Source organism: Mesorhizobium sp. L103C119B0, assembly GCF_000502235.1.
In the GTDB taxonomy this organism is placed as follows: Bacteria; Pseudomonadota; Alphaproteobacteria; order Rhizobiales; family Rhizobiaceae; genus Mesorhizobium.
Genome location: NZ_AYXE01000004.1, coordinates 130,456 through 149,262, shown reverse-complemented (window position 1 = coordinate 149,262; position 18,807 = coordinate 130,456). Strand labels below are relative to the sequence as shown.

The window sequence follows — 18,807 nt, the reverse complement described above, 5'->3', positions numbered from 1 at the left end:
TCTCAGACGCGCCGTGCGACCGAGACGGTGAAGATGCCCCATTGGTCGATGCGCTGGTCGATCTTTTCGAAACCGGCAGCCGTCACCAACTGGTCCATCTCGCCCTGCGTGCGCCGCCGCATCACCCAGGCCTGGCCGCCGCGATGCGAGGTCAGGCTGCGCGCGATCATCTCCAGCTGCGGATGCCATGGCTGGTTGGTGTAGACGAGCAGGCTGCCGGACTGCATGGCGCTGGCCAGCCCGCCGAGCGAGCGGGAAATCATCGTGTTGTCGGCGAACAATTCGTAAAGCCCGGAGACGATGGCGAGGTCCGGCGCCGGCTTTTGCCCGGCCAGCATGTCGGCATCGAAGGCGTCGGCCTGGTGGAAGCTGACGCTGGTCGGCAGACGCCGCTCGGCGATCAGCTTCGAACCCAACCCGACATTGAGCTCGGAATAATCCTGCAGCCGCACGCTTGCTGGTGGTTCAGTGCATTTGGCGACGGCATCGAGCACATAGCGGCCGTGACCGGCGGCGATGTCGAGCATGTGGACGGGACGGCCGGCTGCCTTCAGGCTGGCGGCGGCGTTGCCGATCAGCTCTTCCAGATGCAGCTTGCGCTGGCGGATGCCGCGCCAGCCGATGGCGTCGAGGAAGGTGCGGTCGATCATGCGGCCGATGAAGCCGATGCCGCGCGCGTCGTTCTCGTAGACATAGTCGAGCGTCGAGCCGGAATCGAAGCCGGTGGCGATGCCAATCTTCATGCCCGAAGACAGCCAGGCGCCGATGCCGATCGAGGCGCGGCTTATCGCCCAGTAGATACCCTTTGGCGACAGCAGCGCCAGCGGCGAGGCCAGCCTCTCGGCCTCGTCGCGGGTGTAGCCGGCGCGGTCGGCCTGAAGCAAGTCGATGGTTTTCTCCGGCGTGGCAAATTGCTTTTCGAGGAATGGCCGGATCAGGTCCAGCGCCTGCTTGCGATCGCGCTCGCCCAGCGTGTCGTGGAAGAAGCCGGGCAGCACATGCCGCTCCTTGGCGCTGCTGCCGAGATTGACGAAGAACTCGTGCTGCGGTCCATGCCGCACCACCCAATCGCTGCCGGAGATCAAGAGCTGCGTCGGCACGGTGATGGCGCGCGCGTCCGAGACGATGCGGGCAGCGTGGTCGTAAAGCTCGACCAGGATGTTGGAGGCGATCGGTCGCGTGATCAGCGGATCGGCGTCGAAGGAAGCGATGCGCTCGGCATCATGCGTCAGGAACTTCGCCTTGACGTAGGAATTGACGAAGAAGCGGCCCTTGAGCTTCTGCCACAGCGCAATGCCCTCTTTGGCGAAGGGCACGTAGAGCTTGACCGAAAAGGCCGGTGAAGCCACCACCAGCGCGCGGATGTCGGGCGCATAGTCATGCACCCAGGCAGCAGCCAGCACGGCGCCGAACGACTGCGCGATCAGCGCGATGTCGCGCTGGCCAAAACCATCCCGGCCGATCTCACGCACCAGGCAGTCGATGTCACGAACCAGGGCGGCAAAGGATGGCGCATAGCCGCGCTCCCCGGCCGAGCGGCCATTGCCGCGCACGTCCCAGGCGTAGAAGGCATGGTCGGGCATGGCGAGTTCGTCGACCAGATGCGCCATGCGGCCGCCATGCTCGTGGCCGCGATGGAACAGAAGGATCGCACCCTTTGGCGTCGACCCGGCGGCCGGCCAGTAGCGGTAGAAGATCTCGGTGCCGTCATGGCTCTTGAACGTGCGCTCCAGCGCGATGCGCTCGAGGCTTGCCGGTGCTCCGGCTGCAATGGTCTGGTGGATCATGGTTTCCCTCTGGCGGTCGGGTGCCTGACGCTTTGGCATCATGCGCCGCCCGCTCTAAGGCCGCCGCGTATCCGGTTGATGGCGGTTACGACTGACAGTGTAGCCATGACCGGAAACACAAAGGGCACAATCGCTTGGAACCACAGGCCGCAGGCGATGAGGAAGGCGATGACGCCGAGCACCAGGGCTCGGTCGCTCTTGCCGAACGGCCCGGCATAGTTGCGCCCGCTGCCGGCGGCGACGCCGAGCACGCCGGCGAACTCGACCAGCATGGCGGTAATAGCGAAGGCAACGACACCCCAGGCCGGGAACAGCGGAGCAAAGGCCAGGATCAGCGCCAGGTCCGAGACGACGTCGCAGAGTTCGTTGAGATACATCCCGAGTTTCGACGCTTGTCCATGTTCCCTGGCCAGCATCCCATCAACGGCGTTGAGCGCCATGCGCACGAACAGCACCACCGGCATCAACAGGAACACCAGGAGATGGAAGGCAAAGGCAGTGACCACCAGGCCTGTGGCGATAGACAGTGCTGCGGCGAGAAGCGTAATCTGGTTGGCGGTGACGCCAGCATCGGCCAGCCGGTCGGCCAACGGCCGCAGCCTGGCCTGAAAGGCCGGTTTCAGTTGATAAAGCGTTGGCATGTGCGATCCCCCAACCGCGGCTCATGACAGTGTCGGCGAGATTGGTCAATCGGCAGGCAGGGCGCAAGGGCTCGCACCAGTATCCGCACCGTTGCGGGACTCGAAACTCCCGAAATGGATGCTGAGGCGGAGCCGAAGATCTCGGCCAAGCAGGATGTTGCGCGCTACAAACCGTCTCGCAAATGAGAACTTTACAAATATTCGTATTTGTGTGAAGTAAATCACTGAAAGGTCGATCATGACAAACAGTCGCTTCGCCACCCGCCTGAATTCCTTCGCCTCGCGGCCGCAAGCCGAATGGCCTGATCTCACCGGCAAGCCGTCCATGCTGCAGATGGCAGCCCGCGCGGCCAAGGTCGACGGGCTGACCGATCTTGATCTTAATTTCCCCGACCATCTCAGTGAAAAGCCGGCTGAAATCCCCCGAAGGCTCGGCGATCTCGGGCTTTCCATCAATGGCTTTGCCATGCGTTACTACTCCAATCCGGCCTTCAAGCTCGGCGCCTTCACCAATCCGGACCCAGCGGTGCGCCGCGAAGCCATCGACTTGACCAAGGCCGGTATCGATGCGGTGCGCGCGGCCGGCGCCAGTCTGATGACGCTGTGGCTGGGCCAGGATGGCTTCGACTATGCATTTCAAACTGACTATGCGACGCTCTGGCAGCACGAAATCGAGGGGATTCGTGAAGTTGCCGCGCATGATCCCGGCTGCCAGATCAGCCTGGAGTACAAGCCTAACGAACCGCGCTCCTACTCGCTGATGCCGGATGCGGCGACCACCTTGCTGGCGATCCGCGAGGTCGGCCTACCCAATCTCGGCGTCACGCTCGATTTCGCCCATGTGCTCTATGCCGACGAACAGCCGGCCTTCGCCGCGGCGCTGATCGCTCGCCACAGCAAGCTGCTCGGCGTCCATCTCAACGATGGCTATGCCAAGCGCGACGACGGCCTGATGGTCGGCGCGGTGCACACGCTGCAGACCATCGAACTGCTGTGCCAGATCCGTCGCGACGGCTACGCCGGCGCCATCTACTTCGACACTTTCCCCGACATGACCGGGCTCGATCCGGTGCGCGAATGCGAAGTCAACATCGCCACCGTCAAGCGCCTGCTGCGCGTTGTCGACCGGCTGGAGAAGGATAACCGCCTGTCCGCCGCGATGGCCAGCCAGGACGCCGTGACGTCGCAGGCTATCGTCCAGGAAGCCATGCTCGGGCCGGAGACGAGGGGACGTGGATGACGTTGAGCAATCTCGATCTGAAAGCCGTGGGGCCGCGCATCCGCATGATGATGCCGCATCTCACCCCGCTTGAGGCCAAGGTGGTGGAAACCGTCTTCGGCCGGCGCGGTTTCGACGAGACCATTCCGCTCAAGCAGATCGCCGAGGAGGCCGGCGTGTCGGAGGCGATGGTGGTCAAGATCGCCAAGAAACTCGGCTTCTCCGGCTACCGCGACTTTCGCACCGCCGTCTATGAATACAGCCGCCTGCCGACCGCCGAGATGCACCAGGAACTGTCGGTCGACGACAGCTCGGCCGAGATCGTGCAGAAAGTGTTCCGCACCTCGATCCAGGCGCTGGAGGAGACGCTCGCGATCCTCGACATGGACGATTTCGACCGTGCCGCCGATCTGCTCTACCGCGCCAGGAACCGCGATTTTTATGGCGTCGGCGGCTCCGCCCAGATCGCCCGCGACGTCTCGCACAAATTCCTGCGCATCGGCATCCGCGCGTCTGTCTATGACGACTCGCACATGATGCTGATGTCGGCCTCGCTCCTCGGCGCCGACGACATCGCCGTCGGCTTCTCGCATTCCGGCAACACGTCGGCCGTCATCGACGCCATCCATCTTGCCCGCAAGAGCGGCGCCCGCACGCTGGCCATCACCAACTACGACAACTCGCCGCTGGCCCGGATTGCCGACATCGTGCTGTGCTCGACGGCGCAGGGATCGCCGCTGATGGGCGAGAACGCGGCGGCCCGCATCGCGCAGCTCAACATCCTCGACGCGCTGTTCGTGGCGGTGGCGCAGCGCGACTACCAGGCGGCGGAGCGCAATCTCGGCCGCACCATGTCGGCGGTCACCTCGAAGCGAAAAGACCGCGGCACATGACGGTTCCGCTGGTCACCGTCTTCGGCAGCCTGCACTACGACATTATGGTCGACGCGCCCGACCGTCCGCGCAAGGGCGAGACTGTGACCGGCCATGCCTGGCAGCCGAAATGCGGCGGCAAGGGCGGCAACCAGGCGGTCTCGGCGGCACGCGCCGGCGTGCGCGCGGCGATGATCGGCGCCGTCGGCGACGACGATTTCGGCACGGCGTTGCTGGCCAATCTCGATCGCGCCGGCGTTGATCGCCGCTTCGTGCGCGTGGCGGCAGGCGCAGGCTCCGGCATCAGCGTGGCGATCTTCGACAGCGATGGCGACTATGGTGCGGTGATCGTCTCCGGCAGCAATCTCACCCTGGGCAGTGATGACATCGCGGCTGCGGGCGAGGTGGTGGTACAGACGGCAATGCTGTTGCTGCAGAACGAAGTGCCCGATGCCGCCAACATCGCTGCCGCGCGCGCGGTGAGGGCATCCGGAGGCCGCGTTGTGCTCAACGCCGCACCGGCGCGAACACTGTCGGCCGAATTGACCGCGCTGATAGACATCGTCATCGTCAACGCCATCGAAGCGGAATTTTTGGCCGGCGTTCCGGTCGTCGATACGCTCGCCGGCGCAACCGAAGCCGCGCGGCGGCTGATCGATACCTACCCATCGGCGATCGTCACCGCCGGCGGCGAAGGCGTCGCCTATTGCGACCGGATCGGCGCGGCCTTCGCGCTGGCGGCCATTCCGGTAAAAGTCGTCAGCACCCATGGCGCCGGCGACGAATTCGTCGGCGCCTTCGCGGCAGGCCTCGCGCGTGGCCATCCGGTGGAAGCGGCGATTGCCACTGCCAATGCCGCCGCCGCCTCGCTGGTGGCGACACCGGAGGGAGAGCGCAGCTCGCGTTGAAAACTCAGGCCGCATGTTGCGCCTCCAAAACCCGTGCCCCCGTCGATGAGCGAAACGGCAAACCGGGCGCGGCGAGAACCTGCTTGGCTTTGCCCTGACGGAGGCGCGGGACCAAGCTGCGTGGTCGAAAGTAGGGAGCTTCAGTCCGCGTCGCCGGCCGAACCTTTGCCGCACTGCGTCAGCACCTTGCCGATGGCCGCGCTCGAGCCGGTCAGCGGAAAGCTGTTCTCGCCATATTTGTCGGCCGTAACCGTGACGTCGCCCTTGCCGCGCAACAGGCCGAGCAGTGGATCGTCTTTGCTCAGCTCAGCCGTGAAGTAATTATACATGGCCTCGAGGTCGAGCTTTTTGGTCACGCTCTTGTCACCGCCCTTGAAGGTGAAGGAAGCGCTGATGCCGGGCTCCAGCTGCTGGCCGGCCGCACCCAGATCGTAGCTCAGCACCGGCTTGTCGAAACAGACGAGCATCAGATGCGCATCGGCCTTCGGTCCGCCGCACACCGAAGCCGTCAGCACGCTGCCGCCTTCGTCTTCTTCCATCTTGGCGCTCCAGTTGCAGGACGCGGCAAAAGCCGGCTGCGCGGCTTGCAGCGCGGCCAGAACGGAACTTGCCATGATGAACTTCGCCAATGCACTTTGCATGATCCCCTCCCAAGCTACATCAACGAGATCATACAGGACAAAGGGCCTGGTGACAGCGGCATGCCGTCTTAGCCCCCGGCGCGCCCCATTGAGCAAGCCTTTGAGACCGGCCTCGACGTCCAGGGCGGCTCCGGCGCGAAGCGCTTACCGATCCAGTCGGCGAAGGCGCGTGTCTTGGCGGCTTGTCCCCTGGCCGAGGGCATGACGACATAGACAGCGCCTTCGTCGGCCAGCGTCCAGTCCTCCAGCAACGGCACCAGCCGTCCGTCGGCGAGTTCGCGCCCGACCAGCCAATCGGTGCTCATCATCAGGCCTAGGCCTTGCACCGCGGCTTCGACCAGCACTTCGGCATCGTCGCAAACCATCGGCCCCGAGACTTCGACGTTAACGCGGCGGCCCGAACTGTCGGTCATCTCCCAGGTGGGAAAGGTCTGGAAGCCGGAGAAGCCGAGGCAGGCGTGTTCGGTCAGCGCTTCCGGCGCTTCCGGCGCGCCCCTGCGGGCGAGGTAGGAGGGAGCAGCGCACAGCAACCGCCGCCGTGTCGCGATCTTGCGCGCCACCAGGCGCGAGTCCTCCAGCGCGCCGAGACGGACGGCGACATCGAAGTTCTCTGCAACGAGATCGACGAACCGGTTGGAGAACTCGGCCTCGATGCGGACATCCGGGAACGTCGCTAGAAACTGCGGCAACAGCGGCCCGATCCACATACGCCCAAAGGTTCCCGGCAGCGCCAGCCGCAGCAAGCCGCGCGGCGTCCCGCTGGCATGCGCGGAAGCAGCAGCCTCAGCTTCGTCTACCGAGGCCAGGATGGCGCGGACGCGTACCAGGAACTCCGCTCCCGCCTCCGTCAACGATACGCTTCGGGTGGTCCGGTGCAGCAGCCGCACGCCGAGCCGCTGCTCCAGCGATTGCAGGCGGCGTGACAGAACCGTCGAGTCGCGCCCGACGCGCAACGCTGCCTTGGTGAAGGAGCGCGCTTCGGTGATGGCCGCAAAGGCGGCCATTTCGGCAAGGCTGGCGGGGTCGTGTGATTGCTGCATAAAGCACAGGACTCAAATGTAAAAATTCCGGATTATCTGCTTGTAGCGCAGCAGATAGCTTCACTCAATCCTGACGATTGACCCCTTAAACAGGAATGCGTGAGCCATGAAAGCCATCGAGCTGACCGCCGCCAAGCTGGACGCCTTTCGCGCCACCACCATTGCCACGCCTGAACCGCAGCGCGGCGAAGTGCTGATCCGCCAGCGCGCCGCGAGCCTGAATTTCGTCGATGTGGCGGTGGCCAGCGGCAATTATCGCGTTCCCGGCTTTCCGCTCATTCCCGTCGCCGACGGCGCCGGCGAGATCGTCGCGCTGGGGGAGGGCGTTACGGATTTCGCCGTCGGCGATCGCGTCGTTGCCCATGCCAAGCCGCGCTGGATCGGCGGTCCGCCCCGGCCTAACGAGATGACACAGATGCGCGGAATTTCGCTGCCGGGGTCGCTCGCCGAATATGTCGCGCTGCCGGCCAACTCGCTCGTGCCGGTACCGGCTCGTCTCTCTTTCGAGGCGGCGTCGACCCTGCCGATCGCCGCGACCACCGCCTGGAACGCCGTCCGCGCCGCCGATGTCGGGCCGGGCTCGGTCGTCGTGCTGCTCGGCACCGGCGGCGTCTCCATCTTCACCCTTCAGCTGGCGAAAGCCGCCGGCGCAACCGTCATCATCACTTCTTCGTCGGACGAGAAGCTGGAGCGGGCGAAGGCACTCGGCGCCGATCATCTCATCAACTACCGCGCGACGCCCGACTGGGATGGCAAGGTGCTGGAACTGACCGGCGGCCTCGGCGCCGACCTCGTCGTCGAGACCGCCGGCACCGCCACCTTCGCCCGCGCCGTCAACGCCACCGCGCCTGGCGGCACGCTGTTCACCATCGGTTTCGTCACCGGCGCCGAGGCCACGGTCGACCTGCTGCCGATCATCATCAAGGCGCTGAAGGTGGTCGGCAACAACACCGGGTCGGTATCTGACCTTCGCGCCGCCGTCCGCGCCATCGCCGCCGCCCGCATCGACCCGGTCGTCGACAAGGTGTTCAGCCAGGAGCAGGCGGCCGAAGCCTACGCGCACATGTCGGCAGGCGGGCAGCATTTCGGCAAACTTGCGTTCAAGCTCGACTGGTAGCCGAGGCGCGCGAGCTGCCAATCTCCCCCCTTGAGGGGGAGATGCCCGGCAGGGCAGAGGGGGTCGGTCCGACCGGGCTCGACCTACTGCGGCGGAAGGAGGTTGGCGCTCTACGAGAGGCGACCCCCTCTGTCGCCTTCGGCGACATCTCCCCCTCGAGGGGGGAGATTACGCACGCCGCTTCCTAGATCAACTTCTCCAGCGTGATCGGCAAGTCCCGCACTCTTTTTCCCGTCGCATGGAACACCGCATTGGCGATCGCCGGCGCTACGCCGACGATGGCCAGTTCGCCGACACCCTTGCCGCCGAGCACCGAAGAGTGCAGGTCGGGAACGCCGACCGAGATGACCTCGATATCGGGGATGTCGGCATTGGTCGGCACCAGATAGTCGCCGAGATTGTTGTTGACGATGCGGCCATGCCTGCGGTCGACAATGCCTTCTTCAAGCAGCGCCTGGCCGATGCCCATGATGATGCCGCCCTTCCACTGGCTTTCGGCCAGCTTGGGGTTGTAGAGCCGGCCCGAATCCAGCGCCGATACCACGCGCGACACGCGCACCGTGCCGAAATCCTCGTCGACGCGCACCTCGATGAAATGCGCGCACCAGGAGTGGCGCGAATAGTCGCCCTCGGTGTGCGGCAGCGCCGCCGCGATGGTGGTGTAGTTCTTGTAGCGATCGGCGGCCGTCGAGTTCGCCGGCATGGTGTCGCCTGTGGCCTCGATGCGGTCGCGGCCGACGCTGGCCAGCAGGTCGGCGATCGAGACATCGGGACCATCGCCGCGCGGCGACCTGATGCGGCCGTTGGCGACGACCAGCGTGTTGGCCTGCAGCGCGTGGAAGGGCGAGCGCGAATCGCTGATCGCCAGACCAACCAGCTGGTCGAGTGCCGATGTCGCTGCCTTGTAGACCGCGCCCGTCATCACGCCGGCCAGCCGCGACCCGCCGGCCACGCCGGCGCGGGGATACCGGGAATCACCGAGCTTCACCACGACATGGTCGGCCGCCACGCCTACCGTTTCGGCCGCTGTCTGCGCCAGGATCGTGTAGGTGCCCTGGCCCATGTCGATCGAGGAGCTTTCGACCTCGACCGAGCCGTTGGCAAGGATACGCACGATGGCCTCGCCGTAAGCGCGCCGTACCGGATAGGTGCCGGCGGCGACGCCCCAGCCGATCAGCTGGTTGCTGTCGCGCATCGAACGCGGTTTGGGCGTGCGCTGGGCCCAGCCGAAGCGTTCGGCGCCAGCCGCGAAAGCCTCGCGCAACTGCCGCGTCGACCAAGCCTTTTTTGCGTGCGGATCCTGCTCGGCGTAATTCCTCAGCCGGATCTCCAGCGGATCGATGCCGACCTCGTAGGCGAGCTCGTCAATGGCGCTTTCGATGCCGAAGGCGCTAGGGTTTTCGCCCGGCGCGCGCATGGCGCCAGGCACCACCGAATTCACCCGCACGACATTCTGCTTCGAGGAGAAGTTGGGCGTCGCATACATGATCGAGGTGACCACGCCCAAAGGCTCGACCCACATGCCGTCGATCGACGTTTCATTGACGCCGCGATGCACGATCGACTGGATTTTTCCGTCACGGTCGGCGCCGATCGTCACCGTCTGGCGGGTCGCGGCGCGGCCGCCATAGCCGGTAAAAGTCTGCGGCCGAGTCATGACCACCCTCACGGGCCGTCCCAGCATCTTGGCTGCGGCAGCCGCCACCGCGCCATGGCCGAGCGCCAATGCCTTGGAGCCGAAGCCGCCACCGATATAGGGCGAGACCAGCCGTACATTTTCGAACGGCACGTCGAACCATTCGGCATAGGTGCGGGCCATGCCGTCGAGCCACTGGCTCGGTTCCCACACGGTCAGCCGATCGCCCTCCCAGCGCGCGATGAGGCCATGCGGCTCCATCGGCGCCTGGTATTCGCGCGGCGTGTTATAGGCGCCGCAGACGCGCACCGGGGCAGCGGCGAAAGCGGCCTGCGCATCGCCCCATTCCTTGGTCATGGCGGCGATCGGAATGCCGTCGCCGGCCTTGGCGTCGCTGAGGTCGACGATGGCCGGCGTCTGGTCATAGCTGACCTTGACCATCGCCGCTGCCGCGACGGCCTGCTCGAAAGTCTCCGCGATGACCGCGGCGACATGCTGGCCCGAAAAGGTGATGTCGCGCGCCAGCGGGCAGTAGGGTTTGTCCGGCGGCGGCGTGCCGAACCAGTCCGATGCAGTCTTCAGCGGCATGATGGTGTCCGGCGTCAGCACCTTGAACACACCAGGTGCCGCCTCGGCGGCTGACGTGTCGATCGAGCGCACCTTGCCTGACGCGATCGTGCTTTCGACCAGGACGCCGTAGGTTAGCCCGTCGAGCTGCTGCTCGACGGCGTATTTTGCCGCACCGGTAATCTTGGCCGGGCCGTCGACGCGCGACAGCCGCCCGCCAACCTGATCGGCAGTGCCGTCCGAAGCATCGCCGTGCCGTGTCCTGGGGTCGTGAATGGTCATGCCATGGCTCCCGTCTTGAGGATGGCGCGGGCGACGACGCGCGGCGCCAGTTCGATCTTGTAGTGGTTGGCGCCGTGGTCGATGGCCCCTTCCACGGCGAGCAAGCTGGCCGCCCGCACCCTGTCTTCGCTGAGCACCTTGCCCTTCAGCGCCGCTTCGACGGCGTGCGCCCGCCACGGCTTCGTCGCGACGCCGCCCAGCGCGACGCGCAGGTCGCGAATGGTGCGGCCATCGGCTTCGAAGTCGATGCCGACTGCGGCGCTTGCAGCGGCGAACTCATAGGACTGCCGGTCGCGAACCTTGAGATAGGTCGACCGCCGGGCGGCGGCTGAAGCCGGGATGCTGATGGCCGTGATCATCTCGCCCGGTTGGATGGCATGTTCCCTGTCGGGCGTGGCGCCGGGCAGGGGAAAGAAGTCGTCGACGGCAACCTGGCGTTCGCCAAGATGAACCACGGCGTCGAAGGCGACCAGCGCGGTGGCGAGATCGCCGGGATACATGGCGATGCAGGCGTCGCTGGTGCCGAGCACGGCATGGCCGCGGGTGACGCCACCGATCGCCGAGCAGCCGCTGCCGGGCGAGCGCTTGTTGCAGGCGGAAAAATTCGCGGGATCGCGGAAATAGGGGCAGCGCGTGCGCTGCATCAGATTGCCGCCGATGGTCGCCATGTTGCGCAGCTGCGCGGAAGCCGCCTGCCACAGCGCTTCGGAGACCGCGGGAAAGCGGCTCTTGATCTCGGCATTGTCGGCGACGAGGCTCATCTTGGCCAGCGCGCCGATCATGGCACTGTCAGCGTCGACCTTGATGGCGTCGAGCCCTTTGAGATGGGTGATGTCGACCAGGCTCTCGGGTTCGGCCACGCCGCATTTGGCGAGATCGACCAGCGTCGTGCCGCCGGCAAGCAGCATGGCCCCAGGCAGGGCGGCTGCCTGTCGTGCCGCATCGATACTATCGGCGCGAACGTAGGAAAAATCCCTCATGACGCGACCTCCAGTGCCGCCTGGCGCACGGCGGCAACGATGTGCGGATAGGCGCCGCAGCGGCACAGATTGCCGGCCATGTATTCGCGGATCTCGTCATCCGAGCCGGCATGGCCCTCGCGGATGCAGGCGACCGCCGACATGATCTGTCCCGGCGTGCAGTAGCCGCACTGGAAAGCATCCTGGTCGAGGAAAGCTGCCTGAACCGCGTTGAGCGTGCCGTCATCGCGGGCCAATCCTTCGATGGTGGTGATCTCGCGGCCTTCGACCTGTGCTGCAAGCGTCAGGCAGGACAGCACGCGCTGGCCGTCGACATGCACCGTGCAGGCGCCGCACTGGCCCTGGTCGCAACCCTTCTTGGTGCCGGTCAGGTCGAGGCGATCACGCAATGCATCGAGCAGCGTGACGCGCGGCTCGACCTGCAGTTCGTGACTGTGTCCGTTGATGGTGAGACGGATTGGGATAGTGGTGGATTTGGTTTGGTCGGTCATGGGCGTCTGGCTCCAGTTGCTTGACGCTAGGGGATTGAAATGGCGTCCGAGTGGGAGAGGAAAAGGGAAGAGGCGACGGTGCGCCTAATCTCGCCCCTTGTGGGGGAGATGCCCAGCAGGGCAGAGGGGGGCGCGAAGGAATGCGACGTTCCCGATTTACATGCGTCGAAATAGACCTTTTCCAAGCGGGTGTTGGTCAGGCCTCGATAGGCTGGCGGGACAGCGCCCCCCTCTGTCCTGCCGGACATCTCCCCCACGAGGGGGGAGATTGACAGCTCTGCCGCCCCGACTCTCCAGCCGGCAGGGGATGCTTCAGTCTTCACAATCTCAACACGTGACATACCGGCTCCCCTGATTATATGATGAGGCTGCTCCACTAAAACGGAGGCGCCTCCGTTTATCCAATTGGGGGCTTACCCCTTTGGGTTCAAGCCCCCATATATCGACAGTGGAGAAAAAATTGACCGAGCAGTCGCAAGCAATTGCCGACGAGAAGCGCGAAGCCGCAGCGCCAAGGCCGCTGCGCGCCGATGCGCAGCGCAACCGCGACCGGCTGGTCGAGGTCGCGGCAGCGGCCTTTGCCGAGCACGGCGTCGATGCCTCGCTGGAGGAGATCGCGCGCCAGGCGGGCGTCGGTATCGGCACGCTCTACCGGCATTTTCCAACCCGCGAGCATCTGGTCGAAGTGGTCTATCGGCGTGAAGTCGAGGCGCTCTGCGCGGCTGCCGATGACCTCGCCAGCCACCATTCGGCCGATGTGGCGCTGGAGCAATGGATGCAGCGCTTCGTCGACTACATCGCCACCAAGCGTGGCCTGGCGGCCAGCCTGCGCATCCTGTTCAACACCAATTCCGCCGTGTTCTCCGACATGTCTGGCCGGGTGTCGTTGGCCTTGCGGCAACTGGTTGAGGCGGCAGTGGCCGAAGGTTCGATCCGCAGCGACATCGATGCCTCCGATGTGCTGCATGCACTCGGCGGCATCTACTCGGCCCCCGACACCAAGGACTGGCGCGACCGCTCGCGCCGGCTGGTATCGCTGCTGATGGACGGGCTGCGGTTCGGGGCTGGGAAGAGGTGACCTAGCGGCTCAAGCCGAACCATCGACCGCATAGAACCGAAACGCGCCGGGCAGCCCGCTTGCCGCCATTTCGCCACGCTCCTCGAACCGCAGGCCGGAGCCGACCACGAGATCGCGCACCGTCCTTGATGCAATGATTTCGCCCGGCCGCGCATGGTCAAGCAGACGCGATGACAGTTCGATCGCCGCGCCTGAAAATTGATGGCCCCGCTGCTCGCACTCGCCGATATGCACCGCCGAGCGGACCTCGACACCGGATTGCCGCAAGCGATCGCGGATGGCGATCGCGCACTGGATCGACCGCGTTGGCCGCTGGAACACCGCGAGCACCTTGCCGTCCGATCGGCTGATCTCTCTGCCTTCGGCCGCGAGGAGTTCGCCACGGAGCGCTTCGGCGTGCCGCTCGGCCGGGTCGATGCCGAAAGGCGAGCCCGTCATATCGAGGGACAGCACCGACACAAGCAGCCGTTCGCCTGGGGCCGCCGGCAAGGCGCCGGTGACGAAAGCCTGGATCTCGTCGACGATCCGATCGGAATTCTCGCCCCAGATGACGTGGTCGCGGCCGGCGAACTCAATGTATCGGGCGCCCTCGATGTGCGTCGCCAGGTAACGTCCTTCTTCCCGCTTCACCCAGCCGTCGCCAGTCGTCTGCATGATCAGTGTCGGAACATGGACAGCAGGCAGAATGTCGCGAACATCGATTTCGGCTCCCCAGCGCCACAGGGCGATCGCGTCGGCGGGCGAGGCAGAATTCCTGAGATAGGCGGCGAACCATTCTGTCTCGAACGTGTCGCTCATCAGACTGGGCGCCGCGTTGCTCATATCCGCCGCCGCTCCCCATTCTTTCTCGACGATCGCCAGATCCTCTTCCACCTGCTCGCTTGTCTTCGCCCACGGATAGTCTTGTGACCACCTGCCGCGGGCGTAGGCCCCATTGAGCACGAGTGCCGCTGTGCGCTCGGGATAGGTCGCCGCGAACAGCATGCACATCGGGCCGCCCTCGGAGCTGCCGAAAAGCACCGTGCGCTTCGAGCCAACCGCATCCAGCACTGCCCGCACATCTTCCATCCGCTCTTCCAGGGTCGGCAGACCGACATTGCGGTCCGAGAGCCCGGTGCCGCGCTTGTCCATGCGGATTAGGCGCGAGAAAGTGCCGAGCCGCCGGTGCACATGCGAAAGCCGCGGCGAGCCCCAGGCGTGGTCGAGGTTGGAGACCCATCCCGGCACATGGATCAGGTCGACCGGACCGTCGCCGGTCACCTGATACGCGATGTTGATCCCGGCCGATTTGACATAGTGGGTCGGGGGGGCTGCGAGTTCGTGGCTGAAGCCGGTAGCGTCATCCGCATCAGTCGTGGGTGGCCGTGCCGGCGCCATTGTGCGGCGTGTGCGCAGCGTCTCGAACAATTGCCGCGTCTCCGGCTCCGGCTGCAGCTTGAGATCGCGTAGAAGCGCGGTGCGGCAGTGCTCATATTGCTTCAGCGCGAGATTGGTCCTGCCTTGCGCCGCATAGGCGCGCATCAGGGCACGGTGGACATCCTCCCTCAACGGGTCCATGGCCAGCAGGCGCGCCGCCGCGCGCACGCATGCGGCAGGATCGTTCGTCGCTGCATAATGCGCGACGAGCCTGTCGAGCGCCGCGACGGCCAGTGCCCGCAGCCGCTCGCGTTCGATCCTCAGCCAGTCCTCGAATGGCTCCTCCTTCAGGCCGAAGCCGTCGAGCAGGTCGCCGCGGTAGACATTGAGCGCCAGTTCGAGGTCTTCGGGTGCCGGGCTGGCGACCAGCGCCTCGAACCGCGCGACGTCGAAATCAAGGCCGTCGAGATGCAGAGCGACGCTGTTGCCATCGGTGAGGAAGCGGCCGCCGCCGCACGTCTGCATGGCCTTCCTGACAGACGATACCGCTTGCCGCAGGCTCATTCGCGCCTGCGCCTCGCTGTTGATGCCCCAGAGCAGGGTCGCCAGCTTCTCGCGCGACTGCGAATGCCCCGACTGCAGCGCGAGATAGGCGACCATCGCACGCGCCTTGCGGCTGATGGCTGGAACCGTGGCCCCGACGCCGGCAAAGTCGAAACCACCCAGCAGGTGAAGATAAGGTCCGGTCATCGGATCCGCCACGGTCACAGCGCGACGACGATCCGCTCAAGCTCGGTCCATTTCAACACTTATTCCGCCGCCGAGGCGCTTTTCACGATTCCATCACGCAGGTTCCCACGCGTTGCTCACGGCGCTTGAGGAGATTGTTCGCACTGGATCTCTTTTCGCAGGAGGATACCGTGCATCACCCTGGCCCGACCGAGTGGCCCATCTGGCATGACGACCCCGGGCGCGACCGGCAGGAGCTTGGCGCACCATCGCGTCACGATGTTGCGCTGGCCCGCTATCTCGAAACACAACAGGCCCATCGGGCATTGGCGGCTCGCAGACTCGATCCGGCGGCGGTCGTGGCCTCTGCACTGGCAGCGTTCGTCCGCTGCCTTTTCCGTGCGCTGCGCCGAATTGTCCGCTGGCCAACCGATGCCGCGACAGGGATGGACGATTTCGGCTTGACGTTGTCCAAGGCTCATGCGGATCTTAGCAAGACCCTTTGGGGCCGCTGAGTGCAGCGCCCTTGGTCGACGATCTCATCCCCAACCGCCGCCGCCGCCGCCAGCCCCACCGCCTCCGCCGCTACCGCCGAGAGCGGGAATGACGGGCGGCTTTTGCGGGATCTCCTCGGCCGGCTTGATCACTTTGCCGGTGGCCGCCTTCTTGAATCTGACCACCTTTGGCTGGGGTGCTGCGCGAACCACCTTGCGATGTTTCACCGGCGATGCCGGCTCAAACATCGGCGACACCGAGGTGCAGCCCATGAGCCCGGCCAGAACGCCGGATAGAATTATCCCGATGAATGCCTGCCCGAATGTCTGCTTGAATGCCTTGCCCACCATGGCCTCCTTATTGTTCAGAACAAATCCCGACGCGGATTGGCTTCTTCCCAGACCCCCCGGGCCGCATTGACCAGTTGCGTGTCCAGCGAACCGGACGCGGGAATCTTCGACTTGAGCTCTCGACGCAGGGCGTCCAAAGCTGCCGTTTTCGGCTTGGTGCCGAACTGCGCCAGGCCCTTTTTGGCGTCCGGCAGCTCCTTGCGCAGATCGAGCGCGACGGTGAATGCCAGGAAGCGCACCGCGACAGCCTGATCGGCCTTGTCGCCTTTCGCCATTTCAAGCGCCGCGCGATCATAGGCGCTCGACGGATCGCCGCGCGTGGTCGCCAGTTCGAACAGCCTTTGCGCTTCCGCCGGGTCCTGGCGTACACCGGCGCCATCCCTGTACATGCGGGCGAGGCTGCCCGGAGCGTAGGGCTGGCCAAGATCGGTGGCCTGCTGGAACAACGCCTGCGCCGTCTTCGGATCCTTGTCGATGCCCTGGCCGGCGAGGTAATTGCGGCCGAGCAGGTTCATCGAATACATGTCTTGGCGCTGCACCCCCGCTTGCAGGAAGGCGACGGCGCGGGCCGGATCGGCAGGCACGCCATTGCGGCCCTCGGTGAAGATGGCGGCAAGATCGTTCATGGCATAGGTGTGCCCCATGGCCGCCGCCTTGAGCAGCAGGTCGAGGCCCTTGGCCGTATCGCGGTTGACGCCATAGCCATTGAACAGCGCGCGTCCCCACGAGGTCATACCATAGGGATCGCCCTTGTCGGCGGCAGCCTTGTAGAGAGCGTTGGCCTGGGTGCGGTCTATGGCCGTTCCGGTTCCAGTTGCGTTGAGATAGCCGAGTTCGAAGACGGCGCGCACATGGCCTTTCTTGGCGGCCTCCTCGATGGCTGTCCTGGCCTCTCTAACCTGGCCTGCCGCAAGCAGGGCGCGGCCGAGCTCGTAGCGGAAGCGGGCGACATCGGGATAGGTTTTCACCGCGGCCTCGCAGACCGCCACCGCACCGGCGCCGATCTCGTTCGGCAGCAGGCCGGGCACCACGCCTTGCAGGTCGAGAGGCTCGCCGGCGGCGGTATCGCAAGCATCGACCGTCGGCGACAGTTTCATCGTCGCCGGCTTGGCGGAGCTGCTGTCGGCACGGATTTCGAAGCCGACCTCGACCGGCGCGCCGGCGCCGATCTGCGGCTCGTAACGGAGATGGTCGACTTCACCGGCCAGAAGGCTGGATTGCGGCGACAAGGTTCGATCAGGCAACGACAGCGTTCCCGTTGCCGGATACCCCGAGACCTTCAGGCTGACCGCCGGATCGTCGGTGGGGAAATCCAGATTGAGCGCGACGGGGCCGACGCCGACGGGAATATCAAGCTTGCGGTTCTCGATCGCTTCGGCAGCGCCGGTGATGTGGATGCCGCGATCCAGCACCTGCTGCTTCTGCTCGGCCTCGAGCGAAGCCATGATCTGCTGACCCGCCGCACCTTCGCCGCTCTTGACGCGGAACACGAGTATGCCCTGGCTCCCGCCGCCCCAATTGTCATGCGTGGCATAGGCCAGCATATCCACCTCGTCCTGCGTGGCGGCCCCTTTGGGGACATCCATCTGCAGGCGCGGCAGGTCCTTGCCGGCGATCGGTTCGCCCACCGCGACGTCTTTGCCGTCCAGCACCAGACGGCCCATTGCCGGCGGCCGTTCGATGCTGACGCTGATAGCGCCGCCATCGACATCGACCGGCTCCGGCAGGCCAAGAGCGACAGGACCGACCCCCGACAGCACCACCTTCTCCAGCACTGGCGGCAGCGAAGGCCGGTTGTTGCGGCGCACCAGCACCACGTCATCGATCAGCGACGAATTTTCCCAGGGCACCTGCATGCCGTTGGTGGCCTGCACGACATCGCGGCGCACCGCCGACATGACCGTGCGGATCTCCTGGTTCGGCGCCAGCGCGCGCCGCGAAAAGGCCGATGAAAACGGGCTGAGGTCGCCGCTGCCGTCATAGGCGACCGCGCCTGGTTCGGTGGCGAAGGCAATCAGCGTGTTGAGCGAGCTTCGCACCTGCGCCAGCCCGGTATTGCCGGCGGTGACAAGCTGGTCGCGCAGCCAGTAATTGTTGCGCGGGAAGGGGTTGTTGCGGCAGGCATCGAGGATGATCACCTGGATCTTCGACTTCGAGCGCAGCTGCTCCAGCACGTCGTTGAGCTTGATGGCCTGGACCTCGATGTCGGCCGCCTTCTTCAACGAGGCGTCGACCGGTATTAGGAAATTCTCGCCGCCGATCTGAAAGCCGTGCCCGGAATAGTAGACGACGGCGAGATCGGCGCCGTCGGCGGCGGCCAGATAGTCCCGGAACTGGCCTTCGAACTGCTGCTTGGTGAGGTTCTCGGCGACGAAAACCTCGAAGCCGGCCAGCCGGAACGTGGCCGATACGTCCTGGGCATCCTTGGCCGGGTTCTTCAGCGCCGGGATGTCGCGATAATCGGAATTGCCGATGACGAGCGCGACCCTTCGATCGGCGCAGGCCTCGAAGCTTGTGAAGCCGGCAAGGATGAAGGCCGCGATGAATCCGCAAAGTCGGAGCATGACAAAACTCCTGGTCGCGGCCTGACGCCGACGAGAACACCGCTTGCGGCATCA

Annotated in this window: 16 protein-coding genes; 6 read left to right on the top strand and 10 right to left on the bottom strand. The window is 65.3% G+C overall.

Annotated features, from left to right (window positions below):
• Positions 1 to 2 precede the first annotated feature (2 nt).
• The gene (locus tag X728_RS158040; protein ID WP_023831078.1) at positions 3 to 1,787 is read right to left on the bottom strand and encodes a bifunctional alpha/beta hydrolase/class I SAM-dependent methyltransferase; all 1,785 of its coding nucleotides are present in this window, start codon (positions 1,785 to 1,787) and stop codon (positions 3 to 5) included.
• A 38-nt stretch (positions 1,788 to 1,825) separates the two neighbouring features.
• Complete coding sequence (locus tag X728_RS158045; protein WP_023831077.1) at positions 1,826 to 2,428, bottom strand: CDP-alcohol phosphatidyltransferase family protein; 603 nt, start codon at positions 2,426 to 2,428, stop codon at positions 1,826 to 1,828.
• 238 nt (positions 2,429 to 2,666) lie between these two features.
• Here X728_RS158045 and X728_RS158050 point away from each other — a divergent pair, with 238 nt between their 5' ends.
• The 3 genes from X728_RS158050 to X728_RS158060 are packed head-to-tail and all read left to right on the top strand — an operon-like array spanning position 2,667 to position 5,427.
• A complete protein-coding gene (locus X728_RS158050) occupies positions 2,667 to 3,668 on the top strand; it encodes a sugar phosphate isomerase/epimerase family protein (RefSeq protein WP_023831076.1) in 1,002 nt (333 codons plus the stop codon).
• Positions 3,665 to 4,540, top strand: coding sequence for a MurR/RpiR family transcriptional regulator (locus tag X728_RS158055; protein ID WP_023730361.1), 876 nt, complete (start codon positions 3,665 to 3,667; stop codon positions 4,538 to 4,540). The genes X728_RS158050 and X728_RS158055 overlap by 4 nt, the downstream gene beginning before the upstream one ends.
• Positions 4,537 to 5,427, top strand: coding sequence for a ribokinase (locus X728_RS158060; RefSeq protein ID WP_023831075.1), 891 nt, complete (start codon positions 4,537 to 4,539; stop codon positions 5,425 to 5,427). Before X728_RS158055 ends, X728_RS158060 begins: the two co-directional genes overlap by 4 nt.
• Positions 5,428 to 5,567: 140 nt before the next feature.
• Here X728_RS158060 and X728_RS158065 read toward each other — a convergent pair whose 3' ends face one another.
• Positions 5,568 to 6,068, bottom strand: a complete 501-nt coding sequence (locus X728_RS158065; protein WP_245259886.1) for a hypothetical protein — start codon at positions 6,066 to 6,068, stop codon at positions 5,568 to 5,570.
• 68 nt (positions 6,069 to 6,136) lie between these two features.
• Positions 6,137 to 7,108, bottom strand: coding sequence for a LysR family transcriptional regulator (locus X728_RS158070; RefSeq protein WP_023831074.1), 972 nt, complete (start codon positions 7,106 to 7,108; stop codon positions 6,137 to 6,139).
• Positions 7,109 to 7,214: 106 nt separating this feature from the next.
• On the opposite strand from X728_RS158070, the gene X728_RS158075 reads away from it, so the two are divergent.
• The gene (locus tag X728_RS158075) at positions 7,215 to 8,225 is read left to right on the top strand and encodes an NAD(P)-dependent alcohol dehydrogenase (protein ID WP_023712504.1); all 1,011 of its coding nucleotides are present in this window, start codon (positions 7,215 to 7,217) and stop codon (positions 8,223 to 8,225) included.
• Between the two features lie 184 nt (positions 8,226 to 8,409).
• On the opposite strand, the gene X728_RS158080 is transcribed toward X728_RS158075, so the two are convergent.
• Genes X728_RS158080 through X728_RS158090 form a run of 3 tightly spaced genes read right to left on the bottom strand, consistent with a single transcriptional unit; the run spans position 8,410 to position 12,181 of the window.
• Complete coding sequence (locus X728_RS158080) at positions 8,410 to 10,710, bottom strand: xanthine dehydrogenase family protein molybdopterin-binding subunit (RefSeq protein WP_023831073.1); 2,301 nt, start codon at positions 10,708 to 10,710, stop codon at positions 8,410 to 8,412.
• Positions 10,707 to 11,690, bottom strand: coding sequence for a xanthine dehydrogenase family protein subunit M (locus X728_RS158085; RefSeq protein ID WP_023831072.1), 984 nt, complete (start codon positions 11,688 to 11,690; stop codon positions 10,707 to 10,709). Before X728_RS158085 ends, X728_RS158080 begins: the two co-directional genes overlap by 4 nt.
• Positions 11,687 to 12,181 (bottom strand): (2Fe-2S)-binding protein, encoded by a 495-nt coding sequence (locus X728_RS158090; RefSeq protein WP_023831071.1) that lies wholly within the window; start codon positions 12,179 to 12,181, stop codon positions 11,687 to 11,689. Before X728_RS158090 ends, X728_RS158085 begins: the two co-directional genes overlap by 4 nt.
• A 460-nt stretch (positions 12,182 to 12,641) precedes the next feature.
• Between X728_RS158090 and X728_RS158095 the strand changes: the two genes are divergently transcribed.
• On the top strand, positions 12,642 to 13,259 hold the full coding sequence (locus X728_RS158095; protein ID WP_032897510.1) for a TetR/AcrR family transcriptional regulator: 618 nt from the start codon (positions 12,642 to 12,644) through the stop codon (positions 13,257 to 13,259).
• Positions 13,260 to 13,268: 9 nt separating this feature from the next.
• Here the strand turns inward: X728_RS158095 and X728_RS1000000168560 are convergent, their stop codons facing one another.
• Complete coding sequence (locus X728_RS1000000168560; protein WP_031195131.1) at positions 13,269 to 15,365, bottom strand: alpha/beta fold hydrolase; 2,097 nt, start codon at positions 15,363 to 15,365, stop codon at positions 13,269 to 13,271.
• A 134-nt stretch (positions 15,366 to 15,499) separates the two neighbouring features.
• Between X728_RS1000000168560 and X728_RS158100 the strand changes: the two genes are divergently transcribed.
• On the top strand, positions 15,500 to 15,859 hold the full coding sequence (locus tag X728_RS158100) for a hypothetical protein (protein ID WP_023831068.1): 360 nt from the start codon (positions 15,500 to 15,502) through the stop codon (positions 15,857 to 15,859).
• A gap of 24 nt (positions 15,860 to 15,883) precedes the next feature.
• Here the strand turns inward: X728_RS158100 and X728_RS158105 are convergent, their stop codons facing one another.
• The gene (locus tag X728_RS158105) at positions 15,884 to 16,189 is read right to left on the bottom strand and encodes a hypothetical protein (protein ID WP_023727043.1); all 306 of its coding nucleotides are present in this window, start codon (positions 16,187 to 16,189) and stop codon (positions 15,884 to 15,886) included.
• A 14-nt stretch (positions 16,190 to 16,203) separates the two neighbouring features.
• Positions 16,204 to 18,753 carry a caspase family protein gene (locus tag X728_RS158110; protein ID WP_023831067.1) on the bottom strand — a complete coding sequence of 850 codons (2,550 nt, stop codon included), beginning with the start codon at positions 18,751 to 18,753 and terminating at the stop codon, positions 16,204 to 16,206.
• Positions 18,754 to 18,807 lie beyond the last annotated feature (54 nt).

What these genes read in the sequence shown, in the direction of transcription:
- X728_RS158040 (WP_023831078.1), bottom strand. Translation starts at nt 1,787, where the DNA reads ATGATCCACCAGACCATTGCAGCCGGAGCACCGGCAAGCCTCGAGCGC.
- X728_RS158045 (WP_023831077.1), bottom strand. Translation starts at nt 2,428, where the DNA reads ATGCCAACGCTTTATCAACTGAAACCGGCCTTTCAGGCCAGGCTGCGG.
- X728_RS158050 (WP_023831076.1), top strand. Translation starts at nt 2,667, where the DNA reads ATGACAAACAGTCGCTTCGCCACCCGCCTGAATTCCTTCGCCTCGCGG.
- X728_RS158055 (WP_023730361.1), top strand. Translation starts at nt 3,665, where the DNA reads ATGACGTTGAGCAATCTCGATCTGAAAGCCGTGGGGCCGCGCATCCGC.
- X728_RS158060 (WP_023831075.1), top strand. Translation starts at nt 4,537, where the DNA reads ATGACGGTTCCGCTGGTCACCGTCTTCGGCAGCCTGCACTACGACATT.
- X728_RS158065 (WP_245259886.1), bottom strand. Translation starts at nt 6,068, where the DNA reads ATGCAAAGTGCATTGGCGAAGTTCATCATGGCAAGTTCCGTTCTGGCC.
- X728_RS158070 (WP_023831074.1), bottom strand. Translation starts at nt 7,108, where the DNA reads ATGCAGCAATCACACGACCCCGCCAGCCTTGCCGAAATGGCCGCCTTT.
- X728_RS158075 (WP_023712504.1), top strand. Translation starts at nt 7,215, where the DNA reads ATGAAAGCCATCGAGCTGACCGCCGCCAAGCTGGACGCCTTTCGCGCC.
- X728_RS158080 (WP_023831073.1), bottom strand. Translation starts at nt 10,710, where the DNA reads ATGACCATTCACGACCCCAGGACACGGCACGGCGATGCTTCGGACGGC.
- X728_RS158085 (WP_023831072.1), bottom strand. Translation starts at nt 11,690, where the DNA reads ATGAGGGATTTTTCCTACGTTCGCGCCGATAGTATCGATGCGGCACGA.
- X728_RS158090 (WP_023831071.1), bottom strand. Translation starts at nt 12,181, where the DNA reads ATGACCGACCAAACCAAATCCACCACTATCCCAATCCGTCTCACCATC.
- X728_RS1000000168560 (WP_031195131.1), bottom strand. Translation starts at nt 15,365, where the DNA reads ATGACCGGACCTTATCTTCACCTGCTGGGTGGTTTCGACTTTGCCGGC.
- X728_RS158105 (WP_023727043.1), bottom strand. Translation starts at nt 16,189, where the DNA reads ATGGTGGGCAAGGCATTCAAGCAGACATTCGGGCAGGCATTCATCGGG.
- X728_RS158110 (WP_023831067.1), bottom strand. Translation starts at nt 18,753, where the DNA reads ATGCTCCGACTTTGCGGATTCATCGCGGCCTTCATCCTTGCCGGCTTC.